Origin of the sequence: Neolewinella persica DSM 23188 (assembly GCF_000373105.1) — a bacterium.
In the GTDB taxonomy this organism is placed as follows: domain Bacteria; phylum Bacteroidota; class Bacteroidia; order Chitinophagales; family Saprospiraceae; genus Neolewinella; species Neolewinella persica.
This window is the reverse complement of sequence record NZ_KB890427.1, coordinates 1-18,386: the sequence shown is the minus strand read 5'-3', so window position 1 is coordinate 18,386 and position 18,386 is coordinate 1. Positions and strand designations below refer to the sequence as shown.

Genomic DNA, 18,386 nt, shown 5'->3' with positions numbered 1-18,386 from the left:
TGGCTAGTCAGTTTAAGGGAAAGAGCAATTCATGCAGCTCATCATGATGGTGGTAAACCGTTGCTCCTGCAGCAGCCAGCATCTGATCATTCCCATGGCGAGTTAGGCCGTAGGCGGTGAACCCACCGTCTACGGCCCCCTTAATTCCCGTCGGGCTGTCCTCCACCACCACGCACTCTGCAGGAGGATAGCCCATGGTCGCTGCGGCGTGCAGAAATACGGCGGGGTCGGGTTTCCAGCGCTTCAGGTCATAGCAGCTGAAGGTGTTTTCTCCGAAGTACCCAGCCAGCCCCGTCAACTTCAGGTTCATCCGGATCTTGTGCGGCGGCCCGCTGGAGGCCACGCATACGGGCACCGTAAGCCGGTCGAGTAATTCCTTGATGCCATCCACCGGCTTAAGGTCGGTTTTGAATTTGGCGAAAGTTCTTTTTCGAAAATCAGGCTCGAAGGTGGCTAACAGCGACTGCCCAGTCTCCGCCTCTAAAAAAGCGATGATGCTGTTGAGTGATTTACCCAGGAAGTTAGTCTCTAATTCTGCTTCGGAAAGCCTCACCCCAACTTCCCTACTCATTTCTGCCAATACCGAAAAGGTGATGTGTTCGCTGTCGACGAGGATGCCGTCACAGTCGAAGATGATGCATTTGGGTGGAGTAACTGGGCTGAAATTCATGGGGCGAAGATCGATAAATCAGTGACCACGGAGTGGTCGAACTTTTTTCGCCCCCGGTGAAAGGTCGCGGAGCGGGCTTTTACCCGGGGTGCGAAAGGGTCCCCTTACCTATGGCGGCGCGCAGCGCCGCAATACTAATCGCCCATCTTTTACCCCGGATTTCGGCGTGCAGCCTCATCCAGGACAATTAAAATTTGACCACTCCTTGGTGGCTACTTCGCCAACCCCCCTGCTTGCTGTAGTAGCGCCAACTGCCCACCAAAAGCCTGCTTCAGCAACTCCGGCGTAAAAACTTCTTCCGTTGTCCCGTGGGCGATCAATCGTTGGTTGAGGAGGATGACATGGTCAAAATACTCGGGTACTGCCTGGAGGTCATGGTGGACCACTAGCAGGGTTTTACCTGCTTCGGAGAGCTTTCGGAGTACGGCGATGATCTTCTCTTCGGTCGGAATATCCACCCCAACGAAGGGTTCGTCGAGCATAAGAATGTCCGCCTGCTGGGCCATGGCCCGGGCCAGGAAAGTCCGTTGCTGCTGCCCCCCGGAGAGTTCCCCGATCTGCCGGTTTTGCAGATTGACAATGTCCAGTTCTTCCAGCGCCGCATCGGCCAGCTGGTGGTCTTCTTTGTTCAGGCGTTGAAAGACTTTCTTGTGGGGATATCGGCCCATCAGCACTACGTCCCGGACGGTTGCCGGGAAGGTGAAATCAATCTCGCTTCGCTGCGGTACGTAGACCACTTGCCTGCGGACTTTCTGCACCTCCTGCCCCAGTACCTCAACGGTACCGGTGTAGTCTTCGATTAAGCCCAGAATTGCTTTCAGCAAAGTTGATTTACCCGACCCATTGGGGCCCAATATCCCGTACCGATGCCCTTCTTCGATCTCCAGGAAGATATTGCTGAGTACGCGTTTGCGGTCGTAGGCTACGGAGAGGTCGGAAACTGTTATGGCGGGCATGATGGTTAATTGTTAATTGGTGATTCTTAAATTATCTGGTTCCGCTTCGCAATTTACACATCGGAGGAACTCGTAAAGCGGGGCTTCGCCCGTTACACGCCTCCGATGAGAAATCGTTTCATGGTCATCCTGGCGGTTTCTCCTCCGGGCGTTGAGCCAGACGCAAAGCGGATAGCGCGAGCTCCCCGGAGGTGTAAATCGCATGATTCGCGTTTTGAATTGATGATCATTAGGTTTTACTTAAGCAACACCCCGATTAATCCTTTGCACCATAAAGAAAAATGCCCCCGCCATAACTGCCAGAATAATGCCCAGCAGGATAAGCTGCTGGCCAGCCTTTGGGCCCATACCATCCTTGATGTCGGTAGTATTTCCTTTCAGGGCCTGCACGATGGTGTTGGTATTGGAGCTAAGCATCCCCAGGTAGGTGCCAGCTTCGGTATCGGGTTCCCCCAGGGAGTCGGCGTAGAGGTAGCCGCCGATGATGACGTTGTTGTCGATTGCAATCTGACGGATAAGCTTAGGGTTGATGGTGCTTTCTACGAAGATGGCCGGTACGCCAGAGTCGCGGATGATGTTGGTTAACCGGTTCACGTCGGAGGTCTGCACTTCAGCGTCGGTACTGGTGCCGAGAGCGGCTTCGACCTGGATACCGTAGTGGCGGCCATAATACCGAAAGGCATCGTGACTGGTAATCAGAATCCGGTCTTTTTCGGGGATGGAGGCGATTTGCCGGAAGATTTCGGCGTCGAGGTCCTCTAGCTGTTGCAGGTACACGCCGGCGTTGAATTCATAGACCTTACGGTTAAAGGGGTCTAACTCAATGAGGGCATCGCGGATGTTACGAACGTAAATCAGACCGTTTGCTGCCGTCATCCAGGCGTGTGGATCGCTGGAGTTGGCGTATTCTTCGCTGGCAATTGATCCGATGCCTTCGGTGATGGTAATCGTCTCAGCGGAAGTCCCGCTGTTTTCGATCAGCTCGTTCATCCAGCCTTCGAACGTCAGGCCGTTGATCAGGACCAGGTTAGCACGGGCCACCAGCTGGACGTCGGCCGGCGTTGGTTCGTAAATGTGCGGGTCTCCGCCAATGGGTACCACCGATTCGATGCGGACGTGGCCGCCGGCGATCATCGCCGTCATGTCAGCAAAGATGGAAGCGGAAGTTACTACCAGGGGGAGGGTTTCATCCTGAGTGGCCTGGGCGAAGCACAGGCCGTTAAGGCCGCAGAACAAGAGTAGGAATTGACAAATCAGGCGCATGGTGGAGGTTATGCTTTTTGCAAAGTTAGGCTAATCTAACTTTTTCACCTGAATTGATTCTGGGCACCTCGCTTTTCCCCTAATGTTTGACGATCATCAGCCCTGATAATCAACTTCACTGCTGATGGCACACCGTCTTTCTGTAGTCGTTTTTGCAAATTGCGATTCACCGGTAGCGCTCTGTGCTGCTCTGCAACGGCAACCAACAAATTTAAATTAAAACTGCGCCCGCTTCTCCGACAAATACTTCCAGTACCGCTTAGGCACGTGCTGCAAATGCAATTTCATGTTCCTCCGCTCCGGGATATTCACGTTGTCGAAGTAACTTTTCCAGAGAATCTGGTACTCAGGTTCCGATTCGTCCAGTACACTTTCGTTCAGCTGCCGGTATTGCAGCTGTGTATCGTCTTCAAACGTGATGTATTCGGTTTTGTCTTTGTTGTAAAAGATGCCGTAGTGCCGTTTAACATCATAGATCAACCACTCCTGAGCGGGGTAACGCTTTTCAAAATGATCGTTCAATAATGGAAGTACGTTGAAGTCAGGCTCGATGACGGAGTAGTAAATGTCATCTTTCGTGCACTGGAACCGGACAAAGGCGTGCATCCGGTGTACTTCCCGCCCGATCTTCTTCTTTATTTGGTGGAGTTGCAAAACCGTGTCGTCGCCAAAGTTATCCGTAATGTCGATGTTAGAGTTGACTGACTTTTTAATAAAATCGAAGATCAGCATGGAGATGCCCGGTAGTTCCGAAAGGAAACAATGATAAAGTAGTTTGGTGGCCTTTTTAGAACTCTTTTTCTGTACGCCAATCAAGACCCGCTTTGCCCATTCCTCATTCGTTGCCACGTGAGTGGGGTGCTCAAACAGGCTGTTCTGCCATTCATCCTTAGGGATGATCTCAGCTACCGCAATCTTCAAGCGATAGGTCTCGAAAATAGCGGACAACAACCCCTCAAAAGTTCCATCGTAGGTTAAGACCATTTTCTATTTTAAATTAGGTCAAACGATCAGCCAAACAGACTAAGCTGGTTGAATCCGGCTTTTTGTCGACTGGGAGCAGTAAATATTTGTCGGATTACCAGCGGATCTTTGCCCAGGAGATTAAATTCCTTGTCCGCGCACGTAATGAAAAACCGGGCCCTTTTTAAGACGACACCTATTTTCTTCAGGTTATCAAAACGTAGTTTTCCGTGCCTTCGTGCCGAAACAATCTTCTTGGCAGATCTAACCCCTACCCCTGGCACTCGCAAAATCTCATGATAGGTGGCGTTGTTAACATCGATTGGAAATAAGTGTGGATTGCGAAGCGCATAGGCGGCTTTCGGGTCCAGCTCCAGATCAAGCTCCGGATGTACCTCATTCACGATCTCATCCACCTTGAATTCATAGAACCGCATCAGCCAATCTGCCTGATACAACCTGTTTTCCCGGATCACCGGCGGCTGCTTGAGGGTGGGCACCCTGTTGTCGGAACTGATCGGCACGTAACCAGAATAGTAGACCCTTTTTAGTTGCTGCTGCTGGTAAAGATTATCTGCCAGGTTAAGTACCGTCAGGTCATTTTCGGGCGTTGCGCCGATGACCATTTGCGTGCTTTGTCCGGCAGGCGCAAATTTAGGCGTGGATCGAATGGCCGTCTTTTCCTCCTTAAAACCTTGTATGGCCCCCGTCAGGTAATTCATTGGCTTGTAGACCTCTTTATAGTTCTTCTCAGGCGCTACTTTTTTCAAACTCATTTCCGAAGGAATCTCCAGGTTCACACTCAACCGGTCAGCATACAGCCCAGCTTCATGGATGAGTTCATCGCTTGCGCCTGGTATTGCCTTAAGATGAATATAGCCATTGAATTTGTGTTTCGTTCGCAGCTCCTTAGCGATACGGACCAATCGTTCCATTGTGTAATCCACATCTTTGAAAATACCAGAACTCAGGAACAGTCCTTCAATATAATTCCGTCGATAAAAATTGATCGTCAGGTCAACGACCTCTTGTACGGTGAAGGCCGCTCGTTTGACATCATTACTTCGGCGGCTCACGCAGTACGCGCAGTCGAAAATACAGTGATTGGTCAGCAATATTTTCAGCAGGGAGACACAACGTCCATCTTCCGTATAGCTATGGCAAATACCCACTCCATTCGAATTCCCTAAGCCACCTTTGGTGTTTTTTCGATTACTGCCGCTTGATGAACAGGACACATCGTACTTCGCTGCATCAGACAGAATCTCTAGTTTTTCCTTTACTCTTTCATTCATAAGTGGTACCAAAAGGCAGGTTTGACGACGTAAAGATAGTTGCCAAAACGATAACAAACAAAAAGTTTATATGTATTTTAATGAAATAATTTTTGTTTAATTTCATCTTTTACGAAAGTCCATCCCTGCCCATGTCTCTTTCTTTTAATCCTTTCCCTTGCACCTGCGGCCCCGCCACCTTCTAAGAGAGAAGCCCTGCCAAATTCCCCAACCGAGACCCATACCAGGAAAAAAATTCCCCATCAGCCAACGCAACTTTCGCCTGGGGCAAAATTTCCAACCATTCGGTTAAATGTTCCGCTTTAAAGGGATAAGGTTCGGAAGAAAGGAGGATTTGTTCCGGGGCCAAAGCCCGAATCTCTTCGACCGAAAGGGTAGGATAACGCAGCTGGTCACTTACCACATTTTCATAACCGATTTCCCGCATCACATCGCTGATGTAAGTATCTCCGCCCACGCTCATCCATGGGTCTCGCCAGATCAGGTAGAGCGCTTTTTGCGGGCTCGGTAATTTGTGCTGTTCCAGCGCCTTCCGGTTGGCGGTAATGATGGCCGCAGCGCGTTCTTCCACGGCGAATAGACGGCCGAGACTGGTGATCATTTCATTTGCCTCCGCCACGGTGCTCACCTGGCTGACCCACACCCGAAACTGCCCGGCCAGGAACGCCACGTCCTCCTGCGTATTCTCCTCCTTATTGGCGATGATCAGGTCTGGAGACAACGCCGTCACTTTCTCCAGACGCACGTTTTTTGTACCTCCGACGATCTTTTGGCGGGAACGCAGGTGCGAGGGACGGACACAAAATTTGGTGCATCCCACCACCGAGCTTTCCAGTCCCAAATCGACCAACAACTCCGTGATCGAGGGCACCAGGCAAACAATGCGCCGGGGTATCCCCGGCAGCTCAAGCACCGTCCCCAATTGGTCCGTCGTCGTGATCATTTCTCCGTAACGTTGACGTGGTCATACGGGCAATGCCGGCAGGCGTTGCCGCAGCAAAAACCGCGCTTGCTGTGAAAGGCGGCCGTCATCACCATTAGGCCGTTGTCGTCGAAGTAGTAGTCTTCGGATACGGCGACTGTGGCAGTGTCTTCCTTTTTTTTAGGGGATTGTGGATCTTTATTTGGTTGTGGCATTTTTACGTTTTACACCTCTTGGGAGGTTGGTCAATGGTTGGTGGCCACTACGTCCCAAGTCGCCTCTCCCCCGGAGAGGGGTGGCCCAAGCATTGATGTTTATAGGTGAAAAGAGGATGTTTCTAGAGCTTAATCTCAAGTTTCCAACATCATGGCAACACGAGCGAAAGCGAGCAGAAACGTCTCCCCTCTCCCGGGTAGAGGGGCCGGGGGAGAGGCGAACCCCTACATACTCCGCCGATACTGCCCCCCCACCGAAAACAAAGCATTAGTGATCTGCCCCAACGAGCAGTGCTTCACCGTATCCAGCAGTTCTTCGAAGACGTTTTCGTTGTTAACGGCCATGGTTTTCAGTTTGGCGATGCTTTCCGCAGATTTGTCCGAGTGAGCTTCATGGATAGCGTTCAGGTTGGCAATTTGCAGTTGCTTTTCGTCTTCCGTTGCCCGGATGACCTCCTCCGGAATTACCGTCGGCGAGCCCTTGCTGGACAGGAAGGTGTTTACCCCAATGATCGGGTATTCGCCCGTGTGCTTCAGCATCTCGTAGTGCATGCTTTCTTCCTGGATCTTACCGCGCTGGTACATGGTTTCCATGGCGCCGATGACGCCTCCACGCTCCGTCATCCGGTCAAATTCCAGCAGTACGGCTTCTTCCACCAGGTCGGTGAGTTCATCGATGATAAAGCTGCCCTGTAGTGGATTCTCGTTTTTCGCCAACCCCAGTTCGTGGTTGATGATCATCTGGATGGCCACGGCCCGGCGGACGCTGTCTTCCGTAGGCGTGGTGATCGCCTCATCGTAAGCATTGGTGTGCAGCGAGTTGCAATTGTCGTAGATCGCGTAGAGCGCCTGCAGGGTGGTGCGGATGTCATTGAAATCGATCTCCTGTGCGTGCAGGCTCCGCCCACTCGTTTGAATATGGTATTTCAGCTTCTGGCTGCGGTCGTTGGCCTCATACTTATACTTCATTGCCTTGGACCAGATGCGCCGGGCCACCCGGCCAATGACAGCGTATTCTGGGTCAACGCCGTTGGAAAAGAAGTAGGACAGGTTGGGGGCAAAATCGTTGATGTCCATCCCCCGCGAGAGGTAGTATTCCACGAAGGTGAAACCGTTGGACAATGTGAAGGCCAGCTGGCTGATCGGGTTAGCACCCGCTTCGGCGATATGGTAGCCGGAGATCGAGACGGAGTAGAAATTCCGGACACCCTGGTCAATGAACGTCTGCTGCATATCTCCCATCAGTTTCAGGGAGAATTCGGTAGAGAAGATGCAGGTATTTTGGGCCTGATCTTCCTTCAGAATGTCGGCCTGGACGGTGCCGCGCACCGCCTTCAGCGCCTTGGCTTTGAGGTCGGCGTAGACGGCAGCGTCGAGCACCTGGTCTCCGGTCAATCCCAGGAGCATGAGGCCGAGGCCATCGTTGCCGTCGGGGAGCTCGCCGTTGTAGCGGGGGCGTTCGATCCCCTTATCGTCGTAATGTTTTTTGAAGGCAGCCTCCACTTTGGCTTCCAGTCCGTGCTCCGTGATGTAACGCTCGCACTGCTGGTCGATGGCCGCATTCATAAAGAAGGCAGTAACGATGGCGGCGGGGCCGTTGATGGTCATCGAGACGGAAGTCTTCGGATGGCAAAGGTCGAAGCCGGAATACAGCTTTTTGGCGTCGTTGAGGGAGCTTACGTTAACGCCGGAATTACCGACTTTACCGTAAATATCGGGCCGCTCATTCGGGTCCTCGCCGTAGAGGGTGACCGAGTCGAAGGCAGTGGACAGGCGCTTGGCGGGCGTGCCCTTACTGAGGTAGTGGAAGCGCTTATTGGTCCGTTCCGGCCCGCCCTCTCCGGCAAACATCCGGGTAGGGTCTTCGCCCTTCCGCTTGAAGGGAAATACGCCGGCGGTGAAGGGGAATTCTCCGGGTACGTTCTCCTGACCGGTCCAGCGGACGATCTCACCGTAGTCCTTCCACCTGGGAAGAACCACCTTGGGAATTCTATTGTGGCTAAGAGATACGGTGAAGTTCTCCACCTTGATCTCCCGGCCGCGCACTTCGTAGGTAAAGTGCTCGCCCTGGTAGCTGGCTTTCTTGGCTTCCCAGCCGTCGAGCAGGGCTTTGTTTTCAGGGGTAAGGGCCTGGCTAACGGCGTCTCTTGCTTTTTCTAACTCTCCTTGCACCGGCGCGTCGTCGCCCATATGCTCCATCGTCCGCTGAATACCGAACAGGGTCCGGGCCAGCTCACTTTGCTCCTCCACCTCCTTGTCGTAGCGACGAATCGTTTCACTGATTTCGGAGAGGTAGCGCACGCGTGACGGCGGGATGATGTACTGCTTTTCGCTTTCACCCTCGTCCAGTTTACCGGCAGTTTCCTCCGGGAAAAGACGGCTCATCAACGCATTGGAAAAAGTATTGACGCCGGGGTCATTGAACTGACTGGCGATGGTACCGAAAACGGGCATGGTCTCCAGGTCCTTGTCCCACAAATCATTATTCCGCTGGTACTGCTTGCGGACCGCGCGAATGGCATCGAGGGCACCGCGTTTATCGAATTTATTGAGCACGATCAGGTCGGCAAAATCGAGCATATCGATCTTCTCCAACTGGCTCGGCGCACCGAATTCCGGCGTCATTACGTAGACACTCAGGTCGGCGTGGTCCACGATTTCGGAATCGCTCTGGCCAATGCCGGAGGTCTCCAGAATAATGAGGTCGAAGCCCGCCGTTTTCATCACCGCGATGGCAGAATCGATGTCGGCAGAGAGTGCAGCATTATACTGGCGGGTGGCCAGCGAGCGCATAAACACCCGGTCATTGGCGATGGCGTTCATCCGGATCCGGTCGCCCAGGAGGGCACCGCCGGTTTTCCGCTTTGAGGGATCAACGCTGATGATGCCCAGTTTTTTTTTGGGGAAGCGGGTCAGGTAGCGCAGCACCAGTTCGTCGACCAGGCTTGATTTTCCGGCACCGCCCGTACCCGTGATGCCCAGCACAGGAATAGGGTTTTCTTTGGCTTTTGCCTTCATTTCCGGCAGCCAGCTGGCGTTCTCCTTCGGGTAATTTTCCGCAGCCGAGATCGTACGCGCAATCGTATGGTGGTCTTGGGCGGGAACGCGGGATGCAATGGAAGGATCAAAAGCATTGCCGACGGGGAAATCACTCTTTTCCAGCAGGTAATTGATCATGCCCTGCAGGCCCATGGACCGGCCGTCGTCGGGAGAAAAAACCCGGTCGATACCGTGAGCATGCAGTTCTTCAATTTCTGTAGGAAGGATAGTGCCACCACCACCGCCAAAGATCTTGATGTGCCCGGCGTTCTTCTCCCGCAACAGGTCGTAAGCGTACTTAAAGTATTCCATATGGCCACCCTGGTAGGAGGTCAGTGCGATACATTGCACGTCTTCCTGAATGGCGGCATTGACCACCTCCATCACTGGCCGGTTGTGGCCCAGGTGGATGACCTCGGCGCCGCTGCGTTGGATAATGCGGCGCATGATGTTGATGGCCACGTCGTGGCCGTCGAAAAGCGAACCGGCCGTTAAAACGCGGATCTTGTTGGTGGCTTTGTATGGGGCAATTTTTTCCATGATGGTGGTAGTGCGGTGTGGTTGGTTGGGGCTGGTTGAAATCTTTAGAAAGGGGGACAAAACCCGTCAGACGGACTTTCTCATTTTAGCTCCTTCGTCGCTAATGAAAAAGCATCCGTCGGACGGGCGGTTCGACCGTCCGACAAATTCTTTTGGCCTGGCGAAGCCGGACAAAAGTTTGTCGGACGGCTAATACGAGGAGGAAGACTTCCAGAAGCTTCCATTAGTGTACCACCATTCAAGACTAAAGTTTATTGTCAAGGCAACTTTTTCACACTCCTCTTAAACTAGCTATCTTGCCCCCCATGTTGCGCCTAGTCTACCTGCTCCCGTTATTACTCCTGCCAATTCTGCTGCAAGCCGATTGCACGCCTGCTTTCTACGGCTACCAGTTTCTGAATCCGGACCTGTTGGAATACGACAGCAAATTGGGGCCGATCTATCAGTCCTTCGCCAACCGCTACCGGCTGGAAGGCAACCCGGACGCCATTGCCCGGGAACGGGACAACCTCGCCGAATGGCACGAGCGGTACTGTGAGCAGGTGGAGATTGCGGACCTCAAAAAGCTGATCTACGGAGAAACGTTGGGCAGTTTGCGGGAGATTCTCCGGGTGATGGATAATAAAGACAATACCTCCACCGCACTTTCTTCCACCCTGCGCAAGAATTCCTTCGCCCGGCACCTGGTCGATTACCGGTGTACCGAAGTGCTGACCTACCTGATCTTTGCCAAACGGGTAGAGCCATATACTTCACGGGTCGCCGCCAATTTCAAACGACCGGAGACCGATCGGGTAGCAATGGAACGGCTGATCAATGATGGGCTGGATATGTTTAAGTCCACCGAGAGCCACTACATCCGTCTGCGCTACAGCTACCAACTGCTGCGACTGGCCCATTATCTCAAGGAGTACGCCTACGTTATCGAGTTGTACGACTATCTGATGCCGAAGGTGGAGGCCAACCCCAGTATCCTATACGACTGGGTAGAAAGCCACCGGGCCGGTGCGCTACAAGCCCTGGGGGACAACCCACGTTCTGCTTACATCTACAGCCGTGTTTTCGAACGATGCCCGAGTAAAAGAGAAAGTGCCTACCTGAGCTTCAAGATTACCTCCGACGCCGAATGGCAGGCCGCCAGCAACCTCTGCGCTAACGACCATGAACGCGCCATGCTCCACGTGATGCGTGCCCAGAACCGCCGGGCAGTGATACTGGAAGAAATGGAAAAAATCTACGCCCTCGAACCTGCCAATACCGCCCTCGAACCACTGGTGATGCGCGAACTACTGGAATTGGAACGTGATTTGTTGGGGCTCAACTTCAACCCAAACGCCCAGGCAAATAAACGACAACGAAACCGGCCGCGGCCCAATGCTGCGAAGCGACTGATTGCCCTGCAGGCTTTCGTCAATAATGCCGTTGAGCGAAAAAACACCGCCAACCCCAGTTTGTGGCTTATGGCTAAGGGAACGTTGGAAATGCTCTCTGGGGATTACTTCTACGCCCGGCAGTCTTACCAAAAGCTGGCTGATCAAGCACTGGAAGACACTTTAGCCAATCAGGTGAGAATTCTGCGGGAAGTACTCAACGTACTTGCCCTGAACCGGATCAACGACTCCGTAGAGCTGTATTATTTCGACTTACTTGCCAACGATGCTTTGCGTGCACGATATCCGGACCTTCGCCCACTCGTCAACGACAAACTTGAAGCAGTCTACCGTAATACCGGACGGACGGGGAAGGCCGCCCTACTACAGTATGGTTTTGACGCCCTACGGATGAACCCCATGCTCAACCACGTCAAAGAACTGGAAGGAATGGCCGATAGCCTCCTGGGTAATCGCTTTGACAAAGCCCTGCTCGCAGATCGAATCGGTCCAACACCAGAAGACGACATCAACGACCTGCTCGGCACTTACTACCTCCAAAAAGGACAGTGGGAAACGGCCATAGAAGTCTTCAATCGCGTAGACCTGGGCCGACAAGAAGCCTACGGAACCTACGCCCCTTTTATCAAGCAGTTTAAGGACCGGGTTAACTTCCGTCCGTCTGCCGCCGCCGTTCGTTACACCAAAGCCGACCTGCTGGCCCGCCTGTTGGAACTGGAGGATGAAGCCCGACGCACAGACAATGATACCATTGCCGCGCGAAATTTTTTCAACATCGGCCTCGCCCATTACAATATGAGCTATTACAGCTATAACTGGCAGTTGGCGGATAACTTCCGCTCGGGCAGCAGCGGTGCCCGTGCTGCTGCCAAGCAAACGAGAGACTGGGTGTTTTCTCATCGTGATGCCCCCTTGGGTAATCGCGAAAGCATGAGTATGGACCGGGCAAGCTACTATTTCGAGCGGGCGCTGGAACGCGCGCCCGGCCGTGAAGCCGCCGCCGAAGCAGCCTTCTTCGCCGCAAAAGCCCAACGCAACCAACACTACGCGGCCGGAAGCCCCGGCCAACGGCCTTTTACTTATTTCCGCTTACTCAAGGATGCTTATTACGACACTAAGTTCTACCAAAAGGCGGTGGAGGAATGCCGGACATTTGCCTGGTTTGTGGGAAGGTAGAAGGCAGTGTTCAGGGCCCAGCATTCAGTAATCAGAAGTCAGTGTTTAGGGTTCATTACTCAGGGTTCAGTCGGTTTGCCTCGACTTTGTTCCGTGATCGATCCATTTATGAACCCTCCATCTCGCTACGCGCGACGGCGTACCTAGAAGGGAATGATCCCTGAACCTGGTCTACTGCAGTAATGGCAACCTGATTCCTGAAAACTGAACCCTAAACCCTATCTTGCACCATGCGGGAAACCGATTTTATCGAAAAAAACAAGGACAAGTGGAAGCGCTACGAGCGGGCCCTGGAACGCGATGAGCAAAACCCGGAATTGCTCAAGCAACTCTATATCCATACGACGGATGATCTGTCCTATTCCCGGACCTTTTACCCCAACCGCTCCGTCCGGGTGTACCTCAACAGCCTCGCCCAACGCACCTTCCTGCAGATTTACCGTGGGCGCAAAGGGGAGACCAGCCGTTTCTTTTCCTTCTGGACCGATGAACTGCCCCGCGTTGTCTATGCCCAGCGGCGGCCGCTGACCATTGCCTTGGTTACCTTCGTACTGGCGATGCTGATCGGCATCATCAGTTACCGGATTGACCCGGCCTTCGCCGAAACGATCATGGGGGAGGCCTACATCAACATGACGGAGGCCAACATTCAGGGAGGTGATCCCATGGCGGTGTATAAGCAGACCTCGCCCTTTACAATGTCGATGCAAATCACCCTGCACAACATTTCTGTAGCACTGCTGACCTTTGTCTCCGGTGTTTTCTTTGCCGTAGGTTCCATCGTTCAGCTGATTCGTAATGGCGTAATGGTGGGCGTCTTCCAGTATTTCTTCTATGCTAAAGGACTGTTTCAGGAGAGTTTCCTGACCATTTGGATTCACGGCGCGCTGGAGATCAGCAGCATTATACTGGCTGGCGGAGCCGGCCTGGCCATGGGTAAGGGACTACTGTTCCCGGGCACCCTGTCGCGCTTCGATGCTTTCAAGGCTTCCTCCCGCGACGGACTAAAGATCATGCTGGGACTCGTCCCGCTATTCATCATCGCCGGCTTTCTGGAGGGCTACCTGACCCGACATACAGAACTTCCGGATGCCATCCGCGCTGTTTTTATTCTACTTTGCTTTGCCTTTATCATCTGGTATTACGTCGTTTATCCACGGGTGGTGGCAGCCCGGCCACGGGCAACGGAGGAGGCCCCCGCCCGCCGACGCGATGACGGCGAAGACGTCGTTAGCCTCCGTCAGATCCGGGGAGGAGGAGAAACGCTTACGGCCAGCTTTGCCGTGCTTCGGCGATCCCCCGGCTACCTCTTCGGTGGGCTGGCGGTCATTACCGGAGTTTTCGTTACGCTGGCTTTCTTCTTTTATAACTCAGCTTCCGCAACGCGCTACGTATTTGACGGCACTATTCTTGGAGATTTCCACAATGTCCATGAGTTGACGACGACGTTCTCCCGGTCCCGGGGGCCAATTTATCTGCTGTTGGTAGCTGCGGGGTTTTATGGCATGTTGCGGCTTTCCTTCGAGCTTTTCTGGCGGGCATCAGACATCGAAATACTTCCGGCGAACTGGCGGTCCGAGGCCTTTTTGTACCTCGTTTGTGTGGCCATCGCTACGGGCCTTGCCTTCAACGGAGCCATTGCTGGCCTCTTCGTTTTCCTGACACTCCCCTTCCTGCTGACCTTTGCTTATGCCGGGTATTCTGGCCTGGCTACTTTTCGGGAAACGTTCTCCTTTGTCTACACCAATCTAGTATCGAGTTACGGTAATTTCATCATGGTCATACTGCTGGCCGTACCGGCAATGTGGGTATTAGACACGGCGGTTGGCAGTTTGGTTTTTTCCTTTCTCGACTGGGTTTTCTACGCAGATGCCGTCACCATCGACAACGTAAACGTCATCCTTCAGGCCATTTCCTACTGGTTCCTGTTTGGCATCGTTTTCACCATGTGGGCCGTTTCCTCCGCCCTTAATTTTTACACGCTTCGCGAGATCGAGCGGGCGGATAGTTTGCTGGAAGATATTGAGCAGTTTGGTGCTAAGCGTCGGATTCGGGGGATGGAGGTGGAATAGTGAATGGTTGAATAATTAAGTGGGGGAATAGCTGCTGTACGCAACGTTCGCGTCGTTGCGCTTGCTCATCGTAGCAGACAAGCGTAGTACAAAAGTCTTCACAGCGGTAGCCAATCACTCATTCACTATTCTTACATTCACTTTTTGGCGCGGCCGCAGGTGCAAGGTAAAGGGATAAGAAAGCAAGGGCTATGGCCCGAGGTTTTTTATTTGCAACCTCGACTTTCTAAGGGCATAGCCCTTAAGGAAACACTTCTATTTCGGGAAAAGTGAGCTAGTCCCCGTCCTTTTACCCTCCTCTGCACCTGCGACCGCGCCAAAAAAAGCTGCTTCGGATATACCGTTCAACTGTTGTAAATCCGTTAAAGCCAACGTAAAAGTGTTGTTTTACCGTCTTTCCTCTTATCTTAGACGCCCCGAACTATCACCCCCCATAAAACATACCCGCTTTGATGAACTGCGCCACCCTTGGCCTGGAAGCCTACGTACCCTCGGCCGAGCAGCCGTGGGACGTTGGCCGAGTCCAGCATCTTTATCGCCGTGCCGGCTACGGAGCCCGCCCCGATGAGATCGAACAGGCTTTGCTCGACGGTCCCGCCCAGACCGTTGCCCGCCTGCTAAACGATGCCGCCACCCGAGAACAACGGACGCCGCCGGAATGGGCCAACTGGAATTACGAAGCCTTTGAAGCCGCCGAGGTTGACGTCTTCGAAGCCTACGTTACCTGGTACTTTGGCTTTATGGAGGAATCCATCCAATTCGGCGTTCGGGAAAAACTGGCGCTCTTCTGGCAAAATCATTTTGTCACCCTGTACGAGAGCCACAGCTGTGCCAGCTACCAGTACCAGTACATGAAGGTGATTGAGGACGACGCCTTCGGCGACTTCAAAAAGCTGGTGGAGGACATTACGATCACCCCTGCGATGCTCTTTTTTCTCAATGGTTTTGAGAACACGAAGCAAGACCCTAACGAAAATTACGCCCGTGAGCTCTTCGAGTTGTTTACACTAGGAGAAAACAACGGCTATACCCAGGAAGACATTGTAGAAGCCAGCCGTGCGCTGACCGGCTGGAATGGTTGGACGAGTTACTGTGGCAGTGTAGAGTGGGCCGATTGGGGGTACGACGATACGGAGAAAACCGTCTTTGGGGTTACCGGAAACTTCAATTATTCCAGCCTGATTACGACCCTGTTTGAACAGCGGGGGGAACTGATTGCGCGCTACATCTGTGAAAAACTTTATAAGTTTTACGTCAATAAATCGGGAAGCGAGGAAGTGATCAATGAGATGGCACAGACCTTTATCGCCGAGGACTTCCAGATCCTCCCCGTGCTACAGCAACTTTTTGCAAGTGCTCATTTTTTCGAGGAGGCCAACATGGGGGTACTTCTGAAAAGCCCCATGGAGTTGATGATTTCCTTTCTACGCCAGGGGGATTTCGGCGACTTCGAAAACCGAAACAACTGGGGTTTCTGGGGCATTGCCAATATGGGACAGTATCTCGGCCAGCCGCCAGACGTTGCGGGTTGGAAGGGAGACCGGGCCTGGATAGACTCTAACCGGATCACCCTGCGCTGGCAGTTCATCGATGGTTTTAGCTGGGCGGTACACAACAACAGTGAATCGATCTATCCTGATTTTGCCAAAGCATTAACTGAAGATAGTAACTCGCCAGAGGTCATTGCCCGGGCCATTGTAGATTATTTCATTCCCCGCGGATTACTGACTGAGGAAGCCTATGATAATGCGATTGATGCCCTGAAGTGGGAAATTCCTTCGAATTACTACGATACCGGCGAATGGAACCTGAACTGGGACTCTGCTTCCTGGCAAATCGTAATTCTGTTGCGACACATCGGTCGCTTGCCCGAATTCCAGCTCACCTAATTGATCCATCCGGCCCCGATGACTTTCGGGGCTGAAAAACATAGTCCACCAATGGGACAAACAAACAAAACAAACCCCGGCCTCCGGAAAGGCGATAGCCTGAAGGACGGCCTGGCACACGATCAGGAGCATGGCCGGCGCAATTTCCTGCGCAACCTGGGCATCCTGGGAACTTCCGGCTTCCTGCTAAATAAATTGCCGGTCAATGCCATGGCTTCGTCGCCGTTATCTGCTGCGCTCAGCGCAGCTGACGATGAGGACCGCGTCCTGGTCCTCATCCGGCTAAAGGGCGGTAACGACGGTCTCAACACCCTGATCCCGATCCACGATTTTGGGAAGTATGAGATGTTACGGCCCGATATCCACATTCCCCGTAACGAAGCGGTTGAACTCACTTCCACCCTCGCCCTCCACCCGCAGCTTGATCCGTTGAGTGGGTTATGGAACAGTGGAGCAATGCGTGCGGTACAAAACGTTGGATACCCCGAATATAATCTTAGTCACTTCCGCTCCTCCGATATCTGGGCCTCGGCCTCTGATTCAGACGAGACGGTGACCAGTGGCGTATTTGGTCGCTACTTTAACGATCAATACCCTGACTTCCTGAGCAGCCCGCCAGAAACACCACCTGCGATTCAGATCGGTGGCCCCGGTAACCTGTTGTTCAATAATGAAGAGGACTTCAACTACGCGATCTCGACGGAAAATCCGACACAGCTGTACGAAATTGCCCGCACGGGGCAGTTATACGACGTCTCCAGCGTTCCTGAATGCACCTATGGCGAACAGCTTGGCTACGTTCGGGCGGTTGCCAACACTACCTTCCGGTATGCGGGCGTGCTGGCCGAGGCCTACGACGCGGGGAGAAATACTGCGGAATACGAGAACGATCGCCTTGGCGATCAACTGGCACTGGTAGCAAGGCTCCTCAGAGGAGGTTTAGGGACCAGGCTTTTTGTGGTCGAGCTCAATGGTTTCGATACGCACGCTAATCAGCCCATGGCACATGCCAACCTGATGAACAGTCTCGGCAAAAACGTAAAAGCGTTTTTTGACGACCTAAGCGCGGGCGCCATTGATGACCGGGTAATGGCCATGACGTTTAGTGAATTTGGCCGGCGGATTTTCCAGAATGGTTCCAATGGAACTGATCACGGCTCAGCAGCGCCTGTATTGCTCTTTGGCAAGGGCTTGAATGGCAACGGACATACGGGAGGACTGCCGGACCTTAACGACGTGGATAACGGCTTTAACCTAAAGTTCAAGGTTGACTTCCGATCCGTTTACGCTACTCTTCTAACCAACTGGCTTTGTATTCCTGCTGATTTGGTGGACCAGGTCATGGGGGCAAGCTTTGAGCGGATGGAAGACCTCGGTCTCTTCTGCCAGGGGGCAACAAGTACCCGAACGCCGGGTCAGGCCGCCAGCCTGAAGATGAACGCCTACCTTAATGGCGGAGAAGTGGTGATTGATTACACCCTTGCCAGGGCTTCGAATGTGGGCATCCACTTCTTCGACGTGGCCGGCCGTAAGCTGAGTAGCCCTTTCCGGGGCAGACAGGCTGGGGGGCAACAATCCCAACGCTTCTCGCTGAACAATATTGGTTGGGCCTCGGGCATCTATGTGGTCAGCCTTGAGGTGGACGGGCAAATGTACAGCCGGAAGGTGGGGCTGTTTAGGTAAAATAACGCTACCGATAAAAGGTAACTTGAGACATCCCGAATTTTCGCTGCGAGAGTTCGGACCTGAAAAAACATGAGTCATCCCGAATTTTGGCGATGACAAAAAATTAGGCCTTTTGTGTATTTTCGAGGAGTTCTCACACTTCAAGAAAAACTCAAAAGGCCTATGTTTTTAAAGTTACTGCAAGATAAAGCAACTACTCCAATAAAGCGAAAAGCAGGTCCATTTCTCCTTCGTCAAGTAGATCGTTACACCCGTCAGATAAGGGTAGATTTGGATGCTGCTATTGATAAGCGACTGGTGGGGACTTTT

The 18,386-nt window shown here is 52.9% G+C and carries 12 protein-coding genes; 4 read left to right on the top strand and 8 right to left on the bottom strand.

The window, feature by feature from the left end; all coding sequences use genetic code 11:
- Positions 1-7 precede the first annotated feature (7 nt).
- From B036_RS28935 to B036_RS0110790, 8 genes are all read right to left on the bottom strand, one after another.
- The gene (locus B036_RS28935) at positions 8-670 is read right to left on the bottom strand and encodes an HAD family hydrolase (protein ID WP_020568734.1); all 663 of its coding nucleotides are present in this window, start codon (positions 668-670) and stop codon (positions 8-10) included.
- A 212-nt stretch (positions 671-882) separates the two neighbouring features.
- Complete coding sequence (locus B036_RS0110820; protein WP_020568733.1) at positions 883-1,626, bottom strand: metal ABC transporter ATP-binding protein; 744 nt, start codon at positions 1,624-1,626, stop codon at positions 883-885.
- Positions 1,627-1,866: 240 nt separating this feature from the next.
- Positions 1,867-2,889 carry a metal ABC transporter solute-binding protein, Zn/Mn family gene (locus B036_RS28930; protein WP_020568732.1) on the bottom strand — a complete coding sequence of 341 codons (1,023 nt, stop codon included), beginning with the start codon at positions 2,887-2,889 and terminating at the stop codon, positions 1,867-1,869.
- A 216-nt stretch (positions 2,890-3,105) separates the two neighbouring features.
- On the bottom strand, positions 3,106-3,873 hold the full coding sequence (locus tag B036_RS0110810; RefSeq protein WP_020568731.1) for a TIGR03915 family putative DNA repair protein: 768 nt from the start codon (positions 3,871-3,873) through the stop codon (positions 3,106-3,108).
- Positions 3,874-3,899: 26 nt separating this feature from the next.
- The gene (locus tag B036_RS28925) at positions 3,900-5,147 is read right to left on the bottom strand and encodes a putative DNA modification/repair radical SAM protein (protein ID WP_020568730.1); all 1,248 of its coding nucleotides are present in this window, start codon (positions 5,145-5,147) and stop codon (positions 3,900-3,902) included.
- A 181-nt stretch (positions 5,148-5,328) separates the two neighbouring features.
- Positions 5,329-6,090 (bottom strand): helical backbone metal receptor, encoded by a 762-nt coding sequence (locus B036_RS0110800; protein ID WP_020568729.1) that lies wholly within the window; start codon positions 6,088-6,090, stop codon positions 5,329-5,331.
- Positions 6,087-6,284 carry a DUF5522 domain-containing protein gene (locus B036_RS0110795; protein ID WP_020568728.1) on the bottom strand — a complete coding sequence of 66 codons (198 nt, stop codon included), beginning with the start codon at positions 6,282-6,284 and terminating at the stop codon, positions 6,087-6,089. The genes B036_RS0110800 and B036_RS0110795 overlap by 4 nt, the downstream gene beginning before the upstream one ends.
- A gap of 225 nt (positions 6,285-6,509) precedes the next feature.
- Positions 6,510-9,863: a methylmalonyl-CoA mutase family protein gene (locus tag B036_RS0110790; RefSeq protein WP_020568727.1), complete on the bottom strand. Its 3,354-nt coding sequence runs from the start codon at positions 9,861-9,863 to the stop codon at positions 6,510-6,512.
- A 305-nt stretch (positions 9,864-10,168) separates the two neighbouring features.
- Between B036_RS0110790 and B036_RS0110780 the strand changes: the two genes are divergently transcribed.
- From B036_RS0110780 to B036_RS0110765, 4 genes are all read left to right on the top strand, one after another.
- A complete protein-coding gene (locus B036_RS0110780) occupies positions 10,169-12,430 on the top strand; it encodes a hypothetical protein (RefSeq protein ID WP_020568725.1) in 2,262 nt (753 codons plus the stop codon).
- Between the two features lie 230 nt (positions 12,431-12,660).
- Positions 12,661-14,502 (top strand): stage II sporulation protein M, encoded by a 1,842-nt coding sequence (locus B036_RS31940; protein ID WP_020568724.1) that lies wholly within the window; start codon positions 12,661-12,663, stop codon positions 14,500-14,502.
- Positions 14,503-14,954: 452 nt separating this feature from the next.
- A complete protein-coding gene (locus tag B036_RS0110770; protein WP_020568723.1) occupies positions 14,955-16,391 on the top strand; it encodes a DUF1800 domain-containing protein in 1,437 nt (478 codons plus the stop codon).
- A 51-nt stretch (positions 16,392-16,442) separates the two neighbouring features.
- Entirely contained in the window at positions 16,443-18,074 is a 1,632-nt protein-coding gene (locus B036_RS0110765) for a DUF1501 domain-containing protein (RefSeq protein ID WP_020568722.1), read from the top strand.
- Positions 18,075-18,386 lie beyond the last annotated feature (312 nt).